Consider the following 22,101-nt stretch of genomic DNA (forward strand, 5'->3'; position numbering starts at 1 on the left):
AAACATTAAATTTTGAAATAAATAAACTAAATATATGGGATTCGCTGATATTTTATCATCATTATTCGGGAACAAATCTCAACGCGACTTAAAAGAGATTAATCCATACGTAGACCGCATTAAGGCTGTATACCCGTCGATAGAGAAACTCTCTCATGACGAACTACGTGCCAAAACTGCTGAAATCAGGCAACAGGTACAAGACTATGTGGCCACCGAAAAAAATAAGATTGCCGAACTGAAAGCCGGGGTTGAAGCACTGGAAATAGACCAACGCGAAGACGTTTGGGCAGAAGTGGACAAACTGGAAAAAGAAGTTACCGACAAATATGAAGAAGTACTCGAAAAAGTACTTCCTGAAGTATTTTCAATTGTAAAAGAAACCGCTCGCCGCCTCACAGAAAACGAAGAAGTTATTGTGACTGCCACTGAGTTTGACAAGGAACTTGCAGAAACACATGACTTTGTAAGTATAGATGGTGATAAGGCTGTTTATTACAAACGCTGGACTGCCGGAGGAAACGAAATAGTATGGGATATGATCCACTATGATGTACAGCTCTTTGGTGGAGTTGTGCTACATAAGGGTAAAATTGCTGAAATGGCCACGGGGGAAGGTAAAACGCTGGTAGGTACACTGCCTGTATTCCTCAATGCCCTTACCGGAAACGGTGTGCATGTGGTTACGGTGAATGATTATCTGGCAAAACGTGACTCGGAGTGGATGGGACCGATCTATATGTTCAACGGATTGTCTGTTGATTGTATAGATAAGCATCAGCCGAATTCGGAAGGCCGCCGCAAAGCATATCAGGCAGATATCACATTCGGAACGAATAATGAATTCGGCTTTGACTACCTGCGTGATAATATGGCAATTAACCCATCGGACCTTGTGCAACGCAAGCATAATTATGCGATTGTGGACGAGGTTGACTCCGTATTGATCGACGATGCACGTACTCCACTGATTATATCTGGGCCTATTCCCAGAGGGGAACAACAACTGTTCGAGGAATTCCGTCCGCGTGTAGAAATCATTGTTAAAGCGCAAAGGGATCTTTGTACAAAATTATTGGCAGAAGCCAAAGCAAAAATAGCTTCGGAAGATAAAAAAGAACAGGAAGAAGGAAGTTTGCTTTTGTATCGTTCATTCAAGGGACTTCCTAAAAACAAACCACTCATTAAGTTCTTGAGTGAACCGGGAGTTAAATCTTCCATGTTGAAAACCGAAGAGCATTATATGGCAGAGCAAATGCGCAATATGCATATTGTTACTGACGATTTGTACTTCGTTATTGATGAAAAAAACAACAGTATAGAACTCACTGACAAAGGAATAGACTTACTTACCGGTAATTCTGATGACCCATTATTCTTTGTATTGCCGGATATTGGCGCGCTTCTTTCCGATTTAGAAAATCAGTCGCTGACCGATGCCCAGAAAGCTGAAAAGAAAGACGAGTTGATGCAGAGCTACTCTATCAAATCGGAACGGGTACACACCGTAAACCAATTACTTAAAGCATATGCTTTGTTTGAGAAAGACGACGAATACGTTGTTATGGACAACAAAGTAATGATTGTAGATGAGCAAACAGGCCGTATTATGGATGGCCGCCGTTATTCAGACGGTTTGCATCAGGCTATAGAAGCAAAAGAGCGTGTGAAAGTGGAAGCTGCCACACAAACATTTGCAACTATTACCTTACAAAACTATTTCCGTATGTACCACAAGCTTTCGGGTATGACCGGTACGGCGGAGACAGAAGCAGGAGAGTTGTGGAACATCTATAAGCTTGATGTGGTTGTGATCCCTACCAACAGACCAATCGCACGTAAGGATATGAATGACCGCATCTATAAAACGAAGCGTGAAAAATATACTGCAGTCATCCACGAGATAGAAGAGCTTGTAAATCAAGGCCGAGCTGTACTTGTAGGTACTACTTCGGTAGAAATCTCCGAGTTGTTGAGCAAGATGCTCACCATGCGTAAGATCAAGCATAACGTACTGAATGCCAAGTTACACCAGCGTGAAGCAGAAGTTGTAGCCTTGGCCGGACAACCGGGGGCAGTTACCATTGCTACCAATATGGCTGGTCGTGGTACCGACATCAAACTTGCACCAAGTGTAAAAGAAGCTGGAGGATTGGCTATTATAGGTACAGAGAGACACGAATCGCGCCGTGTAGACCGCCAGTTGCGTGGTCGTGCAGGACGTCAGGGAGACCCGGGCTCTTCTGTATTCTACATCTCACTGGAAGACGATTTGATGCGTCTGTTCGCATCGGAACGTATTGCCGGAATGATGGACCGTATGGGCTTTAAAGAAGGCGAAATGCTTGAACATAACATGCTCAGCAAGTCGGTGGAACGTGCACAAAAGAAAGTGGAAGAAAATAACTTCGGTATCCGTAAACGTTTGCTGGAATACGATGATGTGATGAACTCGCAACGTGAAGTTATTTACAAACGTCGTCGCCATGCACTTATGGGCGAACGTATCGGAATCGATATCGTGAATATGTTCTACGACACTGCCGTGAATATAGTAGAGCAATATGCGGACAACCTTGACTACGAAGGATTGAAGATAGACCTGCTGCGCTTGCTTGCTATTGAAGTTCCGTTCGATGAAGCCAGCTTCCGCACGATGAAATCGGATGCAATGGTAGATCAGATATACGATACGGCAGTTCAGAACTTCAAACATAAGATGGACCGTCTGGCTGAAATCGCAAATCCCGTAATCAAACAGGTTTATGAAGAACAAGGCGATAAATTCGAGAACATACTGATTCCTATTACAGACGGAAAACGCGTTTATAATATATCTTGTAATCTGAAAGAAGCATACGACAGCCAGTCGAAAGATATTATCAAATCGTTTGAAAAGGCAATCGTATTGCATACTATAGATGAAGAATGGAAAGAACATCTTCGTGAGATGGATGAACTTCGCCAGTCTGTACAGAATGCAAGTTATGAGCAAAAAGACCCTCTGTTGATCTATAAACTGGAATCATTCAACTTGTTCAAATCTATGCTTAACAGTGTTAATGGTAAAGCCGTAACAATACTGATGCGCGGACAAATACCTGTACGTGAACCGGAACAGGTACGTCAGGCAGCTCCGGAGCAAAAGACAGATTATAGCCGCTATCGTACCGAACGTAACGAGATGGAAGACGGAAACGCTACTCAGGGAGGAGGACAAAGACCGCCGCAACCACAGGGTGCGCCGAAAATAGCACCCGTACATGTAGATAAAAAGCCGGGAAGAAACGAGCCTTGCTATTGTGGAAGTGGTAAAAAATATAAGAATTGTCACGGTAAAAACGAATGATCTCAGTGCACGAGAGAAATGAATTGGCAGGTTATATTTTGAATGCTTGATTTATCTCTCAAACCTGCTAATAATTAAATATAAAAAGCCCGATGAAATTTAGTATTCATCGGGCTTTTTTGGCATATTATATTTTCTTAATACAAAGAAAATTTGTATCTTAGCATGTTTTTTGAACACTAGAAAATACCTCATTTCGGAGGTACTTCACAAATATTTGAGAATAAAAATTTTATCTTAAAATAATGGCAGAAACAGAGGACAGAATTATTAAGATTAACATCGAGGATGAGATGAAATCTGCCTACATTGACTATTCAATGTCGGTAATAGTATCGAGGGCATTACCTGATGTAAGAGACGGATTCAAGCCCGTTCACCGCCGTATCCTTTTTGGTATGAGCGAACTTGGTAACGCATCTAACAAACCACACAAAAAATCCGCCAGAATTGTCGGAGAAGTATTAGGTAAGTATCACCCGCACGGCGATTCATCAGTTTATTTTGCTATGGTGCGTATGGCTCAGGAATGGAGCATGCGTTACCTGCTGGTAGACGGACAAGGTAATATGGGTAGTGTCGATGGTGATATGCCTGCTGCCATGCGTTATACAGAAGCAAGACTTAGCCGTTTGGCCGAAGAAATGCTAAAAGATATAGATAAGGAAACTGTTGATTTTCAGTTAAACTTTGACGATACGCTGAAAGAACCGACCGTTCTTCCTACACGTATTCCGAATTTGCTTATCAATGGAGCATCTGGTATTGCCGTAGGTATGGCTACCAATATGGCTCCGCATAATATGACCGAAGCTATCAACGCCACCATCGCATATATAGAAAATAAGGACATTGATACCGCAGGATTGATGCAACACATTAAAGCCCCTGATTTTCCATCCGGAGGCTTTATCTATGGATATCAGGGTGTTATAGATGCTTTTGAGACAGGCCGTGGACGCGTTATCATGCGTGGCCGTGCCGAAATAGAAGTGGAAGGTAACCATGACAAAATTGTGATTACTGAAATTCCATACCTTGTAAACAAAGCCGAGTTAATCAAGCATATAGCAGATTTAGTCGGTGAGAAACGTCTTGAAGGTATCAGCAATGTCAATGACGAGTCGGACCGTCAGGGAATGCGTATAGTAGTAGATGTAAAACGCGATGCAAATGCGAATGTAGTCCTCAATAAACTATATAAACTGACCGCATTACAATCTTCATTCAGTGTAAATAATATCGCCTTGGTAAAAGGTCGTCCTAAAACGCTGAATTTGAAAGAAATGATAGGGTTCTTCGTTGAACACAGAATTGATGTGGTAACCCGCAGGACTATTTATGAACTGCGCAAAGCCGAAGAACGCGCTCATATATTAGAAGGATTGATTATAGCTTCAGATAATATCGATGAAGTCATAGCCATCATCAGAGCTTCAAAGTCGCCTCAAGAGGCCATAGAAAGCTTGATAGAGCGATTTAATCTATCTGAAATACAAGCCCGTGCTATCGTTGAAATGCGTCTGCGCCAGTTGACAGGACTGGAACAGGACAAGCTTCGCAACGAATATGATGAAATACAGAAGTTAATAGCCTATCTGAATGAGATTCTGGTTAATGAAGAACTTCGTATGAAAGTTATTACGGATGAATTGATCGAAGTAAGGGATAAATATGGTGATGCACGCCGCACAGAAATTGTATATGCATCAGAAGAACTGAATCCAGAAGATTTTTATTCCAATGATGAAATGATCATTACCATTTCTCACCTTGGCTATATCAAACGTACTCCTCTTTCCGAGTTCAGAGCTCAAAACAGAGGTGGAGTAGGAGCAAAAGGCTCGGAAACCCGTGATACTGACTTTATTGAGCACATTTATCCTGCATCTATGCACAATTATATGTTGTTGTTTACACAGAAAGGGAAATGTTACTGGTTGCGTGTATTCGATATACCTGAAGGAACAAAGAATTCGAAAGGACGTGCTATTCAGAATCTGCTGAACATTGATTCAGATGACAAAGTAACAGCATTTGTTCGTGTAAGAGGTTTCAGCGATACCGAATTTATAAACAGTCATTACCTGATTTTCTGTACAAAAGAAGGTGTAATAAAGAAAACAAGTCTTGAGGCCTATTCCCGTCCACGTCAGAATGGTGTGAATGCAATTACTATCCGCGAAGAAGATAGAGTAATTGAAGTACTGATGACTGACGGCGAAAGTGAAATCTTACTTGCTAATCGTAATGGACGCGCCATACGCTTCAATGAAAAAGATGTACGTGTAATGGGTCGTACAGCAACCGGAGTACGCGGTATGCGTTTGGACGAAGACGGACAGGATGAAGTTATCGGTATGTTGGCTATGTCGAAAGAAGCCCAGAAAAACGAAACGATCATGGTGGTTTCGGAACAAGGCTATGGTAAACGTACAAATCTGAATGAAAAAGACGAAGAAGGAAACGAAATACTCGATGAAAACGGCGAAATTGTACCGGTTTACCGTATCACCAGTCGTGGAGGCAAAGGGGTTAAAACTCTTAATATTACAGAGAAAACTGGTAAACTTGTATCTATAAATAGTGTTACCGACGAAAACGATTTAATGATTATTAACAAGTCTGGTATCACTATTCGTCTAAAAGTTTCAGATATTCGCACTATGGGACGTGCTACTCAGGGAGTAAGGCTCATAAATCTGGGAAAAAGAAATGATGAAATCGCATCAATCTGTAAAGTAGAATCTGAATCAGAACCAGATGATATAGAAGAAGTTGACATTCTGGATAATGAAACAGACAATACAAACAATACGGAAATAACTGAGGAATAATTAATTTAAAAATAAATGATTTTATGAAACGTATATTATTAGTAACATCATTATGCTTACTTGCCAGCTTTTCGTTCGCTCAGAAGAAAGCTGTAAAAGATGCTAAATCAGCGATGAAAAACAATGTTCCGGAGGCAAGAGAACTGATTAAACCTGCTCTGACAGATCCGGAAACAGCAAGTGATCCTGAAACATGGAAAATAGCGGGAGACATTGAATACAAAGCTTTCGACGATGAGCGTACATTGGAGATGCAAAAAGAAATAACAGGGAAAGGTGGAAACGAAGAAGCTATGTATGTTGGGCTATACAATATGTATGACCCATATATCAAAGCAGACGAACTGGGCCAGATACCTAATGAAAAAGGACAGGTAAAAAATAAATTCAGAAAAGATATCGTTAAGAATATGAGAGATGGCCACAGATTCTACATCAATGGTGGTGTTTTCTATAACGATAAAAAAGATTTCAAAAAAGCAGCAGACTTCTTTGAAAGATACTGGGAACTACCAACACTTGCAATGTTTGAAGATACTCAAGCAGACTTCAACCTGCAAGATACTACATATCAGACAATTAAATATTATGCAGTAATCAGTTCAATCCAGTCTCAAGACCATCCACGTTCAATAAAACTGTTGAGAAAGCTAATAGCAGAACCATACATTCAAAACAGTACATACAAAGAAAGTGATGTATATGAATTGCTTACAAGTGAGTATCAACAAACAGGTGATAGTGTGGCTTATGTAAGTGCTTTATTGGAAGGTGCTCAGAAATTCCCTAAAAATAAATATTTCACTCCAAATCTGATTAATGAATATATCAGAGGAGGTAAGACTACAGAAGCTATCGCATACCTTGATCAGGCAATCGTGAATGACCCTACAAATACATGCGACCTAATGAGCGTGAAGGCATCTTTATATTCAGAACAAAAAGATTATGCTCAGGCAGAACCTGCATATCAGACTGCCCTGAATGCTGATGCTAACTGCGAAAGAGCATTAGAAGGATTAGGTGTATTATATGTATTACAGGCACAGGATATGAAGGAAAAAGCCGGACAATCTACTAACAGGAAAGAACAGGCTGATATGGACAAACAAACTACAGAATTGTACTCAAAAGCACTGCCATATCTGGAAAAATATCGTGAAATTCTGAAGAGTAAAAATGCTGACAGTTTAGATTTAAGACCAGCATTAATGAAATTACAGAATGTTTATTATAACCTAAGCCTTTTGAATGTAGATAAATCGAAAGAATTAGATGCAATAGATAAAGAACTTAGCGCATTGAACTAAGTTTATAAATAAATACACAAGAAAGCATCTATAGAGATTTCTATAGATGCTTTTTCTTTTATTATCTTCTTGTTTTTTGCTATATTTACAGCTAAATTTAAAGATTAAATTAATCAAGGAATAAGCTCAGATAAAAGTTATATAATTACTATTATGTTTAATTACATCTTTCAAGAATCTCTTATAACTTTACGATATTGACTTATTCATAGCAATAAGCACATACATGGAACATTTCGAAAATGACGAACAATTTCAGGGATTGCGCGTAAATAAAGGTACAGGAGAACAGCCCACAGTTAATCCCTACTTAGATAGCTTCAAAAAATTCAAACGTAAAACATATACCGTATCCGAATATGTTGAAGGTATACTCAAGGGAAACATAAGCATTCTGGGACAAGCTGTTACACTTATAGAAAGTGCAAAGACAGAGCATCAGTCTATAGCACAGGAAGTTATAGAAAAATGTCTACCATATACAGGTAACTCTGTACGTGTGGGGATTACAGGTGTTCCAGGTGCAGGAAAAAGTACCTCTATAGACGCTTTTGGGATGCATATCCTAAAAGAAAATGAAGCCTCCAAAGTGGCAGTATTGGCTATAGACCCATCCAGCGAACTTACTAAAGGAAGTATTTTGGGGGATAAAACCCGCATGGAACGATTATCTATAGAAAAGAGAGCCTTCATCCGCCCCTCCCCTTCTGCTGGCTCACTTGGCGGTGTTGCACGCAAAACGCGGGAAACAATAATTCTTTGCGAAGCTGCCGGATTTGATCGTATTATAGTTGAGACTGTTGGGGTTGGACAATCTGAAACGGCTGTACATTCAATGGTCGACTTCTTCCTATTAATCCAATTAGCCGGAACCGGAGACGAATTACAAGGGATCAAACGCGGAATAATGGAAATGGCAGATGGAATTGTTATTAATAAAGCGGATGGTAATAATATCGAAAAGGCCCGTTTAGCCCAATCTCATTTTCAGAATGCACTACATCTGTTTCCCCTACCCGATTCCGGTTGGCAACCTAAAGTGTTGACATATTCCGGTTATTATGAAATAGGAATCGATGAAGTGTGGAATATGATAGATGAATATATCGATTTTGTTAAAAAGAGTGGTTATTTTGAACATAGACGCAATTCACAGTCCAGATTCTGGATGTATGAAACTATTAACGAACGACTGAAAAGTAATTTTTACAACGATCCGGAGGTACAGAAAGAGTTGATTTTATGTGAAAACCAAGTGTTAAATTCACATATGAGTTCATTTGTTGCAGCTAATAAAGTGTTGGATATATACTTAAAACGCTCATAAATAACCTCTTTTTAACTAAAGGAATGCTTTATTATTCACTTTTAAAGTCCTTATTTTACCACAGAATTGATTATATTTGTACGCATTATCACAAAAATAATTTCATTGTTTAATTAACATAATATAAATCATGGAAAAACCATATGCTATTGGAATCGATATCGGTGGAACTAACTCTGTTTTCGGTATAGTCGACAAGCGCGGCCATATCATAAATCAGGGCTCTATAAAAACAGGTGCTTACAAAGAAATAAACGAATATGTAGACCATTTATCTGCTGGCGTTCAGGAGATAATAGACCAGGTCGGAGGTTCGGGAAATATCAAAGGTATTGGAGTTGGAGCACCGAATGGTAATTTTTTCACCGGTTGTATCGAATTTGCACCAAACCTCCCTTGGAAAGGTGTAATTCCATTGGCTCAAATGCTTACTGACAAATTAAATATACCTGTAGCTCTTACGAATGACGCAAATGCTGCTGCAATTGGGGAAATGACCTATGGTGCAGCACGCGGAATGAAAGATTTCATTGTTATTACACTGGGAACCGGTGTAGGTAGCGGTATCGTGGTAAATGGACAGTTAGTATATGGACATGATGGATTTGCCGGGGAATTAGGTCATACAACAGCTATTCGTGAAGGCCGTATGTGTGGTTGCGGAAAAAAAGGATGTCTCGAAACCTATAGTTCAGCAACTGGTGTTGCCCGTACAGCTAGAGAATACCTGCAAACAAGAAAGGATCCAAGCGTATTGCGTGAATTAGCCATTGATGAAATTACATCAAAAGATGTATACGACGCGGCAGTAAAAGGAGATAAACTGGCTAAAGAAATATTCGAATATACAGGTCAGGTTTTAGGTGAATCATTTGCCGATTTTGTAGCATTCTCCAGTCCTGAAGCAATCATCTTATTTGGAGGCTTAATAAAGGCAGGTAAGCTAATCTTTGATCCTGTGCGTAAGCATATGGAAGAGAATTTGCTCCCTATTTACCGTAATAAAATTAAGTTATTAATGTCGGAACTTAAAGAAAGCGATGCAGCCGTACTAGGAGCCAGTGCATTAGGCTGGGAAGTAAAAGACTATTAAAAATTAAGCCAAAATAGTAAATGTATATAAGCAGCCTGTAGAATAAAGATATTTGCAGGCTGTTTCCTTTTAGCAATTGGAGTTTCAAAATCAGGTTGATTTTATTAACTTTGCCGGGGAATAAATAGGTCTGAGATTAAAATAAACTTATTAATAACAAACATGAGCGATCAACGATATAATCAGCGAGGAGTTTCCGCATCGAAAGAAGATGTACACAATGCTATAAAGAACATTGATAAAGGAATATTTCCAAAAGCATTTTGCAAAATAATTCCTGATATACTGGGCGGAGATCCCGAATACTGCAATATAATGCATGCCGATGGGGCTGGTACAAAATCATCCCTTGCATATATCTACTGGAAAGAGACCGGAGATATATCTATATGGAAAGGTATTGCTCAAGATGCATTGATAATGAATATCGATGACCTGCTATGTGTTGGCGCAACCGATAATATACTGCTATCATCTACCATTGGCAGAAACAAAATGCTGATTCCCGGTGAAGTTATATCAGCCATTATAAACGGGACAAACGACTTATGTGAAGAATTATCAAACCTCGGTGTCAATATATATCCTACAGGTGGTGAAACAGCCGATGTAGGCGATTTGGTACGCACGATTATTGTGGACAGTACTGTTACCTGTCGCATGAAACGGTCTGATGTAATCTCTAATGACAAAATACAGGGAGGAGATGTTATCGTTGGGCTTTCATCATACGGCCGGGCTACATATGAGAAAGAATATAATGGCGGAATGGGTAGCAATGGTCTTACATCAGCACGCCACGATGTATTCGCCAAATATCTTGCAGCCAAGTATCCTGAAAGTTATGACTCTTCTATCCCTCTGGATTTGGTATATTCCGGAAATATGAAGTTAACCGATAATATAGAGGGTTTAGATATAGATGCGGGAAGACTGGTGCTCTCCCCTACCCGCACCTATGCACCTGTCATCAAACAGATACTGGAAAAATTAAGACCTCATATCCATGGCATGGTACATTGCTCTGGTGGTGCGCAAACTAAAGTTTTACATTTCGTTGATAATGTAAAAATCACAAAGAATAATCTATTTCCTGTGCCTCCATTATTCAAGCTTATCCAGAAGCAATCCGGTACAGACTGGAAAGAAATGTATAAGGTATTTAATATGGGACACCGCATGGAGATATACTTATCACCGGAATATGCCCAGGAAGTAATTGAAATCTCCAAATCATACGGAATCGCAGCACAAATAGTCGGTTTTGTTGAAAAATCAGATAAAACAGAACTGGTGATAGAAAGTGAATTTGGTCGTTTTATTTATTGATCAAAAAGATAATGTTAATAATATATCATCTTCGCTTACTCTTAGTTGCACTTTAACTGAATAATGTTACAGATAGGTCTATGACCTTAATTTAGAATGATTATCTATAAGCATTCTATATTTAACTTCTGTTAATAATATTATAACCGAATAGCACTTATATTTGCAACATTACCAAACTCAATGTGTAACCAAACAATTAAAAAAAGAAAGAGATGAAAAAACTTCTAATGTCAGTTATCATGTGTATCGCTTTTGTTGCATCGTCAAGTGTAATGGCTCAGGATACTACTCCTAAAAAAGAGTGCTGCAAAGCTAAAACAGAATGTACTAAAGACAAAAAAGACGCAGCCAAAGACAAGAAAGAATGCACTAAGGACAAGGCTACTGATAAAAAAGCCTGTTGTTCAAAAGATAAGAAAGCTGACAAAAAGTAATCTTAAAGAATTGATACAAAAGGGATTCCATCGGAATCCCTTTTCTGTTTATATACTATAGCTTTCTGAAAGGCGGTTTCACCACTTCTGCTTTTAGATTCTTCTCTCGTACTTTAATGAAAATCGGTGTACCTAATGCCGCATATTCAGGATTAATATACCCAAGTCCCACACCTACTTTTGCTGTAGGAGACATTGTTCCGGATGTTACTATCCCGATTTTTTCATTCTTATCATTTACAATATCGTAGCCATGTCGCGGTATCCCCTTTTCTAACATATGAAATCCGCATAACTTACGGCTTACACCATCTGCTTTTTGCCTTTCTAATATGGGACGTGCCGTAAAGTTACGACCTTCGGTAAATTTAGTAATCCAACCCAGTCCGGCTTCGATAGAAGTAGTTGTATCATCTAAATCGTTACCATAGAGGCAAAATCCCATTTCGAGACGTAATGTGTCACGAGCGCCAAGTCCGATCGGTTTAATTCCGAATTCTTCTCCAGCCTCGAACAAAGCATTCCATATATCTACACCATATTGTGGATAAAAATAAATCTCGAAACCACCTGCACCTGTGTATCCAGTGTTGGATATGATCACATTATCAAGTGCGGAACCGGTCAAATTACCTATAGCAAATGAGTAATAAGGAATTTTGGTCAAATCTATTTTAGTCAATTTCTGTAGTGTAACCAGAGCTTTAGGCCCTTGTATTGCCAATTGAGCGATCTTATCCGAAGCATTTTCTAAATCTGCAAATTCGTCATTATGCTCTGTCAACCATTTCCAGTCTTTCTCTATATTGGATGCATTCACAACAAGCATATACTTTTCGGGTTCGTAATGGTACACGATAATATCATCTACAATCCCTCCCTGATCATTTATTATGGCAGAATACTGCGCTTTACCTATTTCGAGGGAAGCCACATCATTACTCATCATCCGTCGCAGGAAAGCTTCGGCTCGTGGACCTTTAACCCAAATTTCGCCCATATGCGAAACATCAAATACTCCTACTCCTGTGCATACAGTCATATGCTCATCTATTATACCGGAATATTCAATAGGCATATTATAACCCGCAAATTCATGCATTTTTGCCCCGAGTGCAATGTGGATATCCGTAAAAGGTGTTTTCTTCATATTTGCTTATATATTTTAAGTATTAACATTATTCTATTTACTTGCAACTATCTCTGCCAGTTTTACAATTACCTCTACAGCTTTTTCCATCGATTGTACAGGAACAAATTCGTAGCGCCCATGGAAATTATGCCCTCCGGCAAAAATATTCGGGCAAGGTAATCCTTTAAATGATAATTGTGCGCCGTCTGTACCTCCACGTATAGGTTTCACAATAGGAGTCACCCCTACTGCTTCCATAGCTTCAAAAGCCATATCCACAATATGTTTCACAGGCTCTACCTTTTCGCGCATATTATAATACTGGTCTTTTATCTCCACTGTAGTACTGTTAGGATATAGTTTATTGATGAAATCCACAGTTTCGAGCATCAAACGCTTACGTCCTTCAAACAGATTCCGGTCATGGTCGCGAATAATATAGCCTACTGTAGCCGAATCTACTGTCCCCGACACATTAGTAAGGTGGAAGAAGCCTTCATATTTGGTCGTATGTTCCGGCCTTTCGCTGGCAGGAAGCAAGGATATTAGTTTATTGGCAACCACAAGTGCATTTGTCATCTTATCTTTTGCATATCCGGGATGTACACTTCTACCCTGTATATTAATCTTTACACCGGCAGCATTAAAGTTTTCATACTCCAGTTCTCCAATTGGGCCGCCATCCATCGTGTATGCCCATTCACAACCGAATTTTTCCACATCAAACTTATGTGCTCCCAGTCCGATCTCTTCATCAGGATTGAATCCGATACGGATTTTCCCATGCTTTATTTCAGGATGATCCTGAAGATACTTGATTGCTGTAATAATTTCAGCTATACCCGCTTTATCATCTGCACCAAGCAATGTATTGCCATCTGTTACTATCAAATCCTGCCCTTTATAATCGAGCATCTCGGGAAAATCGGCAGGGGAAAGCACCACGTTAGTATCCTTATTCAGTACTATATCATTTCCATCATAGTTTTTTACAATACGGGGATTCACATCTTTACCTGACAAATCAGGGCTGGTATCCAGATGGGCTATAAAACCGATAGTAGGAACCTTCTTGTCCGTATTAGCAGGAAGAGTAGCCATCAGATAGGCATTATCGTCCAGTGTTATATCCTCCAAACCTATTTCGCGAAGTTCTTTTTCTATTTCGCGAGCCAAAACCATTTGCCCCGGAGTACTTGGGGTTATACCTGTTTCTGTATCCGATTCTGTATCAAATTTTGCATATTTGATGAAACGATCTGTTACTGTCATGTTATTTTATTTTTTCTTAATATTTTTTCGTATAAAGCATCAATTTATAAGTCACTGATATCTAACTTCTTTTTCTGGAAAAGACTTCCAATACAAATGTAGTAAAAGGAAATCAAAGGAAAAAATCGAATTCACATTTTGTGAATATGAAAAATTTATCTACTTTTGTCGCGGGTAAGTCCTATACGGTCAGCTCCCGATTAATCCCCCAGGGTTTGATCGCAGCAAGGGCAGTCGGTTGTAGCGACGCGATATAGTCAGCTTACCCGCTTGCCTCTTTAGCTCAGTTGGCCAGAGCACGTGATTTGTAATCTCGGGGTCGTTGGTTCGAATCCGACAAGAGGCTCAGAAAAAGACCGTTTGAAATATTCAGACGGTCTTTTTCTTTATCTGTTTTTATTCCGTAACCTTATAGCTTATCACATAATAATGAGTAGATGAATCAAGCAATTCCTGCGTATCTTTCTCATTATATGATAAGTCTACAACACCGCAAAACCGCTCAAAATCATACTTTTCATCATACCATGAAGAAGCATATACCAATAATGGTACCTGCTTATTTAATATCCAATCGGTTTTACTGTAACCACGCCAATTATAAAACTGATCCTTCCGTTCTATTTTTTGCTCTAAATTGCTTCTGAAATTTGCATTATAAGAAGAAATAGTCACTGAGACTTTACCACCATCATTTTTAGAATAGAAACTCAATTGATCTATATAGTCCATATAAAGAGTTTCATCCCCTGCAGGAGCTACATCAGGTATATAATAATAGGCATTGGTATTAGCAAATAATACCTTTGAATCAACCAACTTGTTTTCTTTATATTCTTCCTGAATAAGCGAAATAGTGTATTGCTTGTCGAACTGCCCTAAATAAAATTTATGAATAGATACACCAGCCAATTCTAATGCATGTATCAAATCAGTTTTAGATATGCGTTCCGTCTGATACTGATTCAAAGGATCTTCTTTTTTAATCTGTGGACGTAAATCCTTCTTATACTCGAAGTCTTGAGAAAAAACGTCTGCTAGTCCAAATAAAACGATAATTAATAAAAATACTTTTTTCATAGATATATAGATTACAGGTTGTTTACTAAAAAGCAAAGACAATTTAATGTTTGCTGCAAAATCTCTCAGATTCGTCTAGTGATCGATGAACACAGTCTTCTAAAGAGAGTCCGTAAAAATAGTTACCAAGCAAGTAAATAGCATCTGATTGCTTCGCTTTAGCTACTTGTTCCGCCATATTCAGATGTGGCATACGCAACGAAGGCAGTATATGTCTTATTATTTTCCATTCCAGTATATCTTTGCGGGAAATATTCAGCACCCTGCATATAATGTCAAACTTTTCATCTTCGTCTTTCTCCCCCTTTTCGAAGTGAAATGTAAAACTTCTTAGCTTTTCATCTTCGACCAAGTCGCGCGATACTGCAGAATGAAAGTCGTCCGAAACAGGTATTATTCCTGCCACATCATGTATTGCCAGCCTATCCTTCGGTACAATGACATTCAACGATTCGGTCTGAAACAAAGGTATCGATGCCAGCAATGACGATAAGGGTGCCTCTATATCCTTAATCAGACGTGAAGCATTCTGGGGATCTGTTGCTATTGCTACATGAGGGGTATCAAATATTTTACCTTCCATTGTAATTACCTTATATCCGTCTCCATTACGCAAAATATCCAACACCTCGCATGATCTTTCAATTTGCAACTCATCTTTTTCTATTATGGAATGCAGGAATGAGGACAAGCCTCTATTAAAAGTATACTTCCGTGGGAATTCTTTATATCTGTCTTTCCTGTGCTTTAGAAACAATTCGATGGGATAATCATCTGCACTTTGAGAAATAACGGCTCTAAAAAGCCTTGAGAACAATCTATCATAATTAGTTGAACCAACAATCTGACTAAAGTACTCTTTCACGGTTTTACCCTTCTTCGATATAAAGAACATTTTTGGCCCGTTCAGGATAAGAGACGGAAGATACATTTCAGCAAATATCTTTCTTATCTGTCCCCGCGAATATGTTACATAATTCCCTTTACCCAATGGCCTGATCAAATCTGTACATTCGATATCTTTTACAATCGACAATAAACGAGTGTAAGAATTGTAACAAGTATGTGCTCCAAACTCTCTCCAATAATTAGGGTATTTCTCCGAAAACAGGCTTTGTACTTGCCCTCCCGTATTATCATCTTTTTCTATAATCAATACCTTTTTTCCTGCCATATGCATGTAATGAGCAAAAGATATTCCACTTATTCCCCCTCCTATCACAATACAATCATACATTGCTTCACTCATATATTTCCTTTTAATATTAGCACAAATAACAAAGATAGTCAGTTAACAGCCATCAGTTAGCAGTTAACAGTAATTCTTTCTAACCTCCTTTTAAATTAACATTAGTTTGCAATATATAGTTAAAAAGTAACAGAAGTAACAGAAAAATCAATTAATAATTAAGAATGAAAATTAATAATTTGATTGTTATGCTGAGTGGAGCGAAGTATCTCGTCAGTTAACGATTAACAACTTGTCTACTCGTATCTCATATAACTTTCAACTTATTACTCAATACTTACTACTTAAAAAAGTAACAAAAGTTACACTTTTTTACTTATTACTTCTACCCTCTTTGTAAGTCCCCCTTGGGGGATTTAGGGGGCTGTTCATTTTTTCAAAGAGCTATCAGCTACCAGCTAAAGGCTACCGGTTCCAATTATATAGATAAACTTTTTCTACTTTCTTCCCTATAGTAATAAATATTACACTTAAAAGCAGACTCACATACTATCTTTAATCTATAAATTAATTTAAAATATCACTACATCTAGTGATTGACTATAATTGGAGCTTTTCCTAATTTTGCGTATCAACTAAAATACAATACAACACCTTGAAAAAGAGATCGGATATCAAAGGCATTCTTTCGTTAATTTTGTTATTTGCACTTATTTCCACAAGCATAAAAGCTGATGATATACAGGGAGAGAACGATTCTGTGAAAATGAAATTCACTGCAAAAGAAATTATCATAGAATCATTCAAGCAGAATAACAATCTCTATATACAGCCTGTATCCGCTTCATTATTGACAAGCAAGGAGATAAAGGATTTCAACATTGTAAATATAAAGGAGATTACATCCCTTGCACCCAACCTGTTTATTCCGGACTATGGCTCCAAAATGACGTCTCCGGTCTACATCAGGGGAATAGGCTCACACCGCAATGCGCCGTCTGTAGGGCTTTATGTGGATGGCGTACCGTATTTTGACCGTTCCACATTTGATATCAACATCAACGACATCGACCGTATCGAAGTTCTCCGTGGGCCACAAGGTACTATCTACGGGCGCAATACGATGGGAGGTATAATCAATGTATTTACCAAATCGCCATTCAAATACAAAGGTACAAATCTGAATCTGACAGCAGGAAATTATAATAATTACCAAACAGGACTCTCTCATTATGGCAATGTAGATAACAAGGTAGGTTATGCCATATCGGGAAATTACTTGCATTCGGGTGGATATTTCAAGAATACGACAACCGAAAAGAAAGCCGACCCTATAGATGCCCTTTCTACCCGTGCACGTATTAGTTGGCGTGTACAACCGCAATTGCTGATGCATCTGATAATGGCATATGAATATTCCGATCAGGATGGTTACCCCTACAGGGTCTTACACAAGGACACAGGCGAAATAGACGAAGTTAATTATAACACAACAAGTTATTACTGCCGGAATATGGCTACAAACGGGTTTAATATAGAATATATAACCGAACGGTTTAAAGTCAGTTCTCAGTCATCTTTCCAATTTTATGATGGGAAACAGGGGTTGGATCAAGATTTTACACCTCAGAATTTATATTATGTGGATTTCTATCAACGACAACAGATGTATTCTCAAGAATTCAATATAAAATCTTTGATAGAGGGAAGTAAATATGAGTGGCAGTTCGGACTGTTTGGTTTCCACCAAAACTATTTTCAGACAAACGACACCAACAATCTTACGAATGGTGTACATACCATACAATCGGCTAATAATCCCACCGATGGCTTTGCAGTATATCATCAATCAACAATAAACGATCTTTTTATACCAAAACTTTCGTTTGTTTTTGGGCTTCGTTACGATTGGGAGCAAACCAACACCACAATGTATGGCACCAAATTGACAGAAGCTGGAAAACCATTGAATGACAAGACTTCTTTTTCTCAATTAACTCCAAAAGCCGCTATCCAGTATCCATTTGGCAAAGATGGTTTAGCATACTTTTCGGTATCGAGAGGTTATAAGACAGGCGGGTTTAACAATACTGCCGAACAGAAAGAAGATCTTATATTTAACCCGGAGCACAGCTGGAGTTACGAAATAGGTTCAAGATCCGGATTTTTCAATAATTTTCTGTATTTAGATTTAAGCCTGTTCTATATCGACTGGGAAAACCAACAAATCTCACAAACTAAGACCAGTGGAAAAGGTTTTATTGTCAAGAATGCAGGAAAATCTGCCAGTAAAGGTGTTGAGCTCTCAGCGCAGGTAAATCCTTCCAGAAACCTTAGTTTCCAATTGGGATATGGTTATACGAATGCAAAGTATAAAGATTACAAAGATTATAATGCAGCTACAGGCGTAACAACTACATACGACGATAATTACCTGCCGATGGTGCCGCAAAATACAGTTTCTCTATCGGCTAATTATACATTCGATATAAATCAAAAATGGTTGGATAATATTGTATTGAATGCTCAATATATAGGGGCAGGCAAATTATACTGGACCGACAAGAATGATATATCACAAGACTATTATGGTTTATTCAATGCTAAAGTTTCTTTCGTGAAGAAAGATTTTTCCATAGATTTGTGGTCGAAAAATATCGGAGGGGAAAAATATAATTCTTATTACTTCTCCACATCGAGTCAACATTATGTGCAAAGAGGTAGGCCATTTACCTGCGGTGTAAATATGAACCTAAAATTTTAAACTATCAGGATGAAGCTAAACTATCAAAAAGGGGGGCACTTATTTACATTTTTTTGCCTGTATATTGCGCAGTCGATACCAATGAGCTTTTTTTCCACGGTGCTTCCCGTTATTATGCGGCAACAGAATTTCTCCCTGGAAACAATAGGTATGCTTCAGTTGCTCAAACTGCCCTGGATACTCAAATTCCTGTGGTCGCCGATGGTAGACCGCTCAACTTATAAGCTGAACGACTTTAAGCGCTGGATATTCTCTTCCGAACTTATCTATGCAAGTATTATCCTTGCTGTTTCATTCCTCGATTTCAAAACCACTCCTTACCTGATAATAGGACTTGTCATACTCTCATTTATTGCATCCGCTACACAAGACATAGCAACCGATTCATTAGCTGTACTATCATTCAGTAAAAAAGACAAGAGCCTTGCTAACAGCATGCAATCGATGGGGAGCTTTGCCGGGGCAATGGTCGGTGGAGGTTTTTTACTGTTGCTTTACCACAAATTCGGATGGGGTAATCTCCTGCCCTTTCTCGCCTTATTCGTCATCATAGCGCTTATCCCACTTTTCTTCTTCAAAGGTAACAGGGGTAATGAGATTATAAAAGAAAAGCAAGCCGAAAAAGCTACAGCAAATGATATACTGGGATTTTTCAAGCAACGGGGTATATGGAAACAAATCGTTTTCCTGTTTTTCTATTATGCCGGGTTGATCGGTATTTTAGCCATGCTGAAACCTATGCTTGTAGACTATGGGTACGGTATGAAAGAAATAGGCGTTATGTCGGGTATTGTAGGTACTTCCATCGGATGCCTTGCATCGTTCGGAGGCGGTTTTATTGTTCGTAAGATAGGACGACATGCGGCTCGCCTTATATTTGCCGTATTCACGTTAATTACTACCATATACTTCTGCCTGCTGGTAACTGTATTACCCGTTAATATAGCGACATTACATTTAGGTATCTCTCTCCTATGGGGAAGCTACGGCCTGTCTGTTATTGTGGTATATACCACTGCTATGGACTGTGTACGAAAAGGATATGAAGGGACGGATTTTACGATACAAACGGTTATCACGCACCTTAGCGGCATCATAATGGGCGTCAGTTCGGGTAAGATAGCCGCCATGATTACATACAAAGGTCTGTTTGCTGTGGAAATGTGTATTGCAGCCATTTCACTCACATTCATACTCTTTGCATTCAAATTAAAAGCACCGAAGGAAAAAGATGAAACAAGAATTACTGAATAAATACAGCATACCTGTACCAAGATATACGAGCTATCCACCTGCAAACTTTTTCAACGAATCGTTTACTGCTGAAAAGTTCCGTCAGATCGTAGTAGAATCGAATAAGGAAAATCCGCAGCATATCTCTGTGTATATTCACATTCCGTTTTGTTATCATATGTGCTTCTATTGCGGATGCAATTCACAGTTGCTAAGAGATAACGACATTGTACTGAAGTACATAGATGCGTTGAAGAAGGAGATCAGAATGGTGCTACCCCTACTCGACCGTAATCGCAAAATATCACAGATACACTACGGTGGAGGTACGCCGACATCGCAGCCCGTATCGGTACTTAAAGAACTGAATGAATTGATATTATCGGAGTTCGATTGTATAGAAAACCCCGAAATAGCCATTGAATGCCATCCCGGCTATGCCGATGAAGTGTATTGGAATGAGCTTGTAGATGCCGGATTCAACCGTATCAGTCTCGGAGTACAGGACTTTGACGAGGAGGTATTGAAAGCATCGAACCGCAAAGCCCCGAGAATGGCTATGGAAGATGTAGTCCGCATATTACGCAACAGGAATGTGTCGCTGAATATGGATTTTATATATGGGCTGCCGCTGCAAACGCCAGAATCATTTACCAAAACAATTAACAGAGCCATCGCACTGCGTCCCGACAGGATAGTTACTTTCTCTTACGCGCATGTACCCTGGGTAAACGAATTGCAAAAGAATCTGGAGAAAGTTGGTTTACCATCGGTGGAAATAAAGAGTCAGCTATATACAACAGCGAAAAAACTATTAACCGATGTAGGCTATAAAGTTATCGGACTCGACCACTTCGTACTTCCTGACGATGAATTATTCGCAGCTCAACAATCGAAAGCGCTGCACCGTAATTTTCAGGGATATTGCACTCGCCGGACTACAGGGCAGGTTTACGCATTCGGCATAACAGGTATCAGCCAGCTGGCAACTGCCTACAGCCAGAATACTAAAGACCTGAATACTTATATCAGGCAAATAAACGAAGGTGTTTTCCCTATTGCAAAAGGCTATATATTGAATGAAGAGGAACAGATTACACGCGAGGTTATTTCTCAACTAATGTGTAATTATACGGTCAATTGGCCGGAGCTGTCCAATACATTGAATATTCCTGTGACGAAGATAAAATCTGCGGTTAATTATAACGAAACAGCATTACAGGCATTTGCTGCCGATGGGATTATAGAGTATAATGAGGATTATATAAGCATCCTTCCCGATGCTGCTCCTTTTGTCCGCAATGTAGCTGCGTCTTTCGACAAACTGATAGATACAAAGGAGAACAGATATTCTAAATCTATCTGATTCAGCTATAAATCAATATTTCATTTATAAGGAATACGGCGACACATAACATTATCGCGGTAACAAGGCATATAGACAATGACCTGACGTTTCGTTTCGCTGTCGATGCTATTGCCCAGATCAGGGTGATAAAAAACAAAGTACCATAAATAAAATCCCTGACCGGATATTTTACCGTTTCCATATAATAGGATTCCGCAAGCGGTACTTCTCCAGTAGGGAGCTTCGATACCGTTTCGAAAAAAGTAGCATTTCCAAACGAATAGAAGTATGCACACATCATATATCCACTCAGTAATATAGTGAAGATGGATATTATACGGAAACCGACGTTGGTATGCTGTTTATAGTTATTATAATTTTCGTTCATGGGATATTAATAT

15 protein-coding genes and 1 tRNA gene are annotated in these 22,101 nt (G+C 38.9%); 11 read left to right on the forward strand and 5 right to left on the reverse strand.

From position 1 onward, the window contains the following. Positions 1 to 34: 34 nt before the first annotated feature. The 7 genes from secA to QZL88_RS00745 all read left to right on the forward strand — a co-directional run bounded on the left by secA (position 35) and on the right by QZL88_RS00745 (position 11,682). Complete coding sequence (gene secA, locus QZL88_RS00715; protein ID WP_296937921.1) at positions 35 to 3,349, forward strand: preprotein translocase subunit SecA; 3,315 nt, start codon at positions 35 to 37, stop codon at positions 3,347 to 3,349. A 245-nt stretch (positions 3,350 to 3,594) separates the two neighbouring features. Then, positions 3,595 to 6,186, forward strand: coding sequence for a DNA gyrase subunit A (gene gyrA / locus QZL88_RS00720; RefSeq protein ID WP_296937923.1), 2,592 nt, complete (start codon positions 3,595 to 3,597; stop codon positions 6,184 to 6,186). A 23-nt stretch (positions 6,187 to 6,209) separates the two neighbouring features. Next, positions 6,210 to 7,496 carry a tetratricopeptide repeat protein gene (locus QZL88_RS00725; RefSeq protein WP_296937924.1) on the forward strand — a complete coding sequence of 429 codons (1,287 nt, stop codon included), beginning with the start codon at positions 6,210 to 6,212 and terminating at the stop codon, positions 7,494 to 7,496. 226 nt (positions 7,497 to 7,722) lie between these two features. Continuing rightward, positions 7,723 to 8,823, forward strand: coding sequence for a methylmalonyl Co-A mutase-associated GTPase MeaB (gene meaB / locus QZL88_RS00730; RefSeq protein WP_296937925.1), 1,101 nt, complete (start codon positions 7,723 to 7,725; stop codon positions 8,821 to 8,823). 130 nt (positions 8,824 to 8,953) lie between these two features. Then, a complete protein-coding gene (locus QZL88_RS00735; protein ID WP_296937927.1) occupies positions 8,954 to 9,916 on the forward strand; it encodes an ROK family protein in 963 nt (320 codons plus the stop codon). A gap of 162 nt (positions 9,917 to 10,078) precedes the next feature. Then, positions 10,079 to 11,245, forward strand: a complete 1,167-nt coding sequence (locus QZL88_RS00740) for an AIR synthase related protein (RefSeq protein WP_296937930.1) — start codon at positions 10,079 to 10,081, stop codon at positions 11,243 to 11,245. Positions 11,246 to 11,460: 215 nt separating this feature from the next. Further along, a complete protein-coding gene (locus QZL88_RS00745) occupies positions 11,461 to 11,682 on the forward strand; it encodes a hypothetical protein (RefSeq protein WP_296937932.1) in 222 nt (73 codons plus the stop codon). Between the two features lie 55 nt (positions 11,683 to 11,737). Here QZL88_RS00745 and gcvT read toward each other — a convergent pair whose 3' ends face one another. Together gcvT and pepT are read right to left on the reverse strand one after the other, a co-directional pair. After that, complete coding sequence (gene gcvT, locus QZL88_RS00750) at positions 11,738 to 12,832, reverse strand: glycine cleavage system aminomethyltransferase GcvT (protein ID WP_296937933.1); 1,095 nt, start codon at positions 12,830 to 12,832, stop codon at positions 11,738 to 11,740. A 33-nt stretch (positions 12,833 to 12,865) separates the two neighbouring features. Continuing rightward, positions 12,866 to 14,086, reverse strand: coding sequence for a peptidase T (gene pepT, locus QZL88_RS00755; protein ID WP_296937935.1), 1,221 nt, complete (start codon positions 14,084 to 14,086; stop codon positions 12,866 to 12,868). A gap of 272 nt (positions 14,087 to 14,358) precedes the next feature. On the opposite strand from pepT, the gene QZL88_RS00760 reads away from it, so the two are divergent. Then, positions 14,359 to 14,432, forward strand: a tRNA-Thr gene (locus QZL88_RS00760). A 50-nt stretch (positions 14,433 to 14,482) separates the two neighbouring features. Here the strand turns inward: QZL88_RS00760 and QZL88_RS00765 are convergent. Further along, the gene (locus QZL88_RS00765; protein WP_296937936.1) at positions 14,483 to 15,166 is read right to left on the reverse strand and encodes a DUF5041 domain-containing protein; all 684 of its coding nucleotides are present in this window, start codon (positions 15,164 to 15,166) and stop codon (positions 14,483 to 14,485) included. Positions 15,167 to 15,209: 43 nt separating this feature from the next. Further along, positions 15,210 to 16,415 carry an FAD-dependent oxidoreductase gene (locus QZL88_RS00770; RefSeq protein ID WP_296937937.1) on the reverse strand — a complete coding sequence of 402 codons (1,206 nt, stop codon included), beginning with the start codon at positions 16,413 to 16,415 and terminating at the stop codon, positions 15,210 to 15,212. 595 nt (positions 16,416 to 17,010) lie between these two features. On the opposite strand from QZL88_RS00770, the gene QZL88_RS00775 reads away from it, so the two are divergent. From QZL88_RS00775 to hemN, 3 genes are read left to right on the forward strand one after another with little or no spacing between them, the layout of a single operon-like run. After that, positions 17,011 to 19,119: a TonB-dependent receptor gene (locus QZL88_RS00775; RefSeq protein WP_296937939.1), complete on the forward strand. Its 2,109-nt coding sequence runs from the start codon at positions 17,011 to 17,013 to the stop codon at positions 19,117 to 19,119. A 9-nt stretch (positions 19,120 to 19,128) separates the two neighbouring features. Then, on the forward strand, positions 19,129 to 20,373 hold the full coding sequence (locus QZL88_RS00780) for an MFS transporter (protein ID WP_296937940.1): 1,245 nt from the start codon (positions 19,129 to 19,131) through the stop codon (positions 20,371 to 20,373). Next, positions 20,351 to 21,718: an oxygen-independent coproporphyrinogen III oxidase gene (gene hemN, locus QZL88_RS00785; RefSeq protein WP_296937942.1), complete on the forward strand. Its 1,368-nt coding sequence runs from the start codon at positions 20,351 to 20,353 to the stop codon at positions 21,716 to 21,718. Before QZL88_RS00780 ends, hemN begins: the two co-directional genes overlap by 23 nt. Position 21,719: 1 nt before the next feature. Here the strand turns inward: hemN and QZL88_RS00790 are convergent, their stop codons facing one another. Continuing rightward, the gene (locus QZL88_RS00790; RefSeq protein WP_296937944.1) at positions 21,720 to 22,088 is read right to left on the reverse strand and encodes a hypothetical protein; all 369 of its coding nucleotides are present in this window, start codon (positions 22,086 to 22,088) and stop codon (positions 21,720 to 21,722) included. Positions 22,089 to 22,101: the final 13 nt, after the last annotated feature.

It is taken from the genome of uncultured Dysgonomonas sp. (assembly GCF_900079725.1).
Lineage (GTDB): Bacteria > Bacteroidota > Bacteroidia > Bacteroidales > Dysgonomonadaceae > Dysgonomonas.